Annotated in this window: 4 protein-coding genes; all 4 read left to right on the top strand. The window is 25.2% G+C overall.

Features of this window, described 5'->3' with window-relative positions; translation table 11 throughout:
- The first annotated feature begins 61 nt into the window (after nucleotides 1-61).
- Nucleotides 62-1,123, top strand: coding sequence for a CDP-glucose 4,6-dehydratase (rfbG, locus tag ACTT83_RS06495; RefSeq protein ID WP_440919269.1), 1,062 nt, complete (start codon nucleotides 62-64; stop codon nucleotides 1,121-1,123).
- Nucleotides 1,120-1,815, top strand: coding sequence for a sugar phosphate nucleotidyltransferase (locus tag ACTT83_RS06490; RefSeq protein ID WP_440919268.1), 696 nt, complete (start codon nucleotides 1,120-1,122; stop codon nucleotides 1,813-1,815). Before rfbG ends, ACTT83_RS06490 begins: the two co-directional genes overlap by 4 nt.
- 1 nt (nucleotide 1,816) lies before the next feature.
- Complete coding sequence (locus ACTT83_RS06485) at nucleotides 1,817-2,722, top strand: NAD-dependent epimerase/dehydratase family protein (protein ID WP_440919267.1); 906 nt, start codon at nucleotides 1,817-1,819, stop codon at nucleotides 2,720-2,722.
- 51 nt (nucleotides 2,723-2,773) lie between these two features.
- Nucleotides 2,774-3,082: glycosyltransferase family 2 protein (locus ACTT83_RS06480; RefSeq protein WP_440919266.1), on the top strand; the 309-nt coding region annotated here is incomplete at its 3' end.

Raw genomic sequence — 3,082 nt, 5'->3', positions numbered from 1 at the left:
AAAACTTCTAGATGATTTTAATTTATTAAATGAAACTATAAGTAAATTTTTATATTGAAAAATGTTTGAGATTTTTAATAATAAAAGAATAATTGTTACAGGTCACACAGGATTTAAAGGCTCATGGTTGACAGCTTTTTTGAGCACATATAAATGTAAAATCTATGGTCTATCCAAAGATATACCAACAAAGCCCTCTCATTTTAAACTCTTAAATTTTAAGAATAAAGTTGTAAATCACAAATTAGATATTACGGACCTTAAAAAGCTAAAAAAAGTTTTTAATAAAATTCAACCAGATTTTGTTTTTCATTTAGCAGCACAATCATTAGTAAAAACTTCTTATGAAAATCCAGAAACAACATTTAAATCTAATTGTATCGGTACTTTAAATATTTTAGAGTCTTTAAGAAATTTAAAAAAAAAATGCACAGTGGTTTTAGTTACAAGTGATAAAAGTTACAAAAACTTAGAAATCAAAAGAGGTTATAAAGAAACGGATCAACTAGGTGGATTAGATCCATATAGTGCTTCGAAAGCTTGTGCGGAGATTATAATACAAAGCTATATACAATCTTTTCATAAAACAAATAGGATTTTCATTGCTGTTGGACGAGCAGGAAATGTTATAGGTGGTGGTGACTGGTCAAAGGATAGACTCATTCCTGATTGTTTCAAATCTTGGTCAAATAAAAAAGATTGTATTATAAGAAATCCAAATTCTACTAGACCCTGGCAACATGTTGTTGAGGTAGTTTATGGATATATGGTTCTGGCAAAACAATTAAGTACTAACCCACGACTTCATGGTGAAGTCTTCAATTTTGGTCCATCATACTCAAAAAATTATAAGGTAAAAGAAATTCTAAGTTATTTCAAATTTCTTTGGAATAGGTGTACTTGGAAAACTAAAACAATGAATACAATACAAAAGGAGTCAGTTTTATTAAAATTAAACTCTACAAAGGCAAAGGAAGTTCTTAAATGGAAAACTTCCCTCAGCTTAAAAGAAACCTTAGTCTTAACATTAGACTGGTATAAAAATTATTATATAAAAAAAAAAGAGATAATTACTTTTCAACAAATAAAACAATACAAAAATAAATTAAATAAATTTAAATGAAAGTTGTTATATTAGCTGGTGGATTAGGAACTCGTTTGTCTGAGTACACAAAATTAATCCCAAAACCTATGGTAAAAGTGAATAATAAACCAATTTTATATTATATTATGAAACATTTTTCGAATTATGGATATAAAGATTTTTATGTTTTGCTCGGATATAAGGGGAAGGTAATAAGAAATTACTTTAAAAAAAAATCATTTGGTTGGAATATTAACTTAATTGATACAGGCCTTAAAACAATGACTGGAGGAAGATTAAAAAAAATAAAAAAATATTTAGGTAAAGAAAACTTTTTTCTGACATATGGAGATGGTTTATCAAATGTAAACTTAAGAAAATTATTAAAATTTCATAATAAAAAAAAGGGAGCGTTAGTTACTATGACAGCAGTACGACCCCCAGCACGATTTGGAGCGATAAAAATAGTGGGGGAGAGGGTAAAGTTATTTAGGGAAAAATCTAAGCTAGATGAAGGTTGGATTAATGGTGGCTTTTTTGTAATAAACTCAAGATTTTTAGATTATATAGATAATTCAGCAACTTTTTTAGAAAGATCACCTTTAGAGAAAGCAGCAAAACAAAAACAACTTTTTGCATTCAAACATGATGGTTTTTGGCAATGTATGGATACAAAAAGAGATAAAGATAATCTTGATTTTTTATTTAAAAATAGAAAGGTCAAATTTTAAATTGAAGTATAACATTTTGGTTACAGGTGGTACGGGTTTCATAGGCAAACATTTTATTTTAGAACTTTTAAAAAAAAAAAAATTTAAGATTTTTTCTTTATCAAAAAAAAAAATTAAAAAAAACGTTCAAATCAAGAACGTAAAATATATTTTTTGTAAGATTGAAAACAAACAGGATTTAAAAAAAAAATTAAATTTGAAAATTGATTATGTTGTAAATTTTGCCGGTCATATTAATCATTCTGAGACTAAAAAAACTTATAAAACTCATTACATAGGATTAAAAAATTTGACTGAAATTTTATTAAAAAAAGATATAAAAAAATTTTTACAAATTGGAAGCAGTGTAGAGTATGGTTTTACTAAATCTCCTCAAAAAGAGAAAAGTAAATTAGAAGTAAAAAAAATAAAGTCAATATATGGAAAATCAAAATTGCTTTCTACAAATCATTTATTAAATCTTTATAAAAAAAAAAAATTTCCAGTTTTGATCATAAGGCCTTACCTGATTTATGGACCTGGTCAGAAATCAGATAGATTAATTCCTATCACAATATTAAATTGTTTAAAAAATAGGAGATTTGATTGTTCATCTGGAGAACAATTAAGAAATTTTATGTATGTGAAAGATTTTTCAAAAATAGTGTACAAGTGTTTTTTTTTAAAAATTAACGGAGAAATTTTGAATATCGGTTCTTCTAAAAATTATACTGTTAAATTTATTATTAATAAGATCAAAAAAATTATAAATAAGGGTTTCCCGAATTATGGTAAAATCAAACTAAGAAAAGATGAACCATTTTATTTGTCACCAGATTTAAATAAATTTAAAAAATTCATTAAATATAGATATGAAACACCAATTGAAAAGGGTTTAAAAAAAACAATTCTATATTATAAAAATTAAACTATGAAAAAAATAAAAATCAAACAACTAACAAATGAAACATTTTAAAAAATGTCAGAGTTAGTTAGTATAGTTGTAAATTGTTACAATGGTGAAAAATATCTTAAAAAAACTTTAGAAAGTATACAAAGGCAAAAATATACAAATTGGGAATTGATTTTTTGGGATAATCAATCTACCGATAATAGTAAATTTTTTTTTGATAGTTTTGAAGATCCAAGATTCAAATATTACTACTCTGAAAAACACACTTCACTTTATGAAGCTCGGAACTTAGCATGTAAAAAATGTAATGGTAAATTTATAGCTTTTTTAGATTGTGATGATTGGTGGTATGACAATTTTCTTTCTATAAGAAAG

The organism is Candidatus Pelagibacter sp. (assembly GCF_052049775.1).
Taxonomy (GTDB): domain Bacteria; phylum Pseudomonadota; class Alphaproteobacteria; order Pelagibacterales; family Pelagibacteraceae; genus Pelagibacter.
This window is presented reverse-complemented; position numbering and strand designations above follow the sequence as displayed.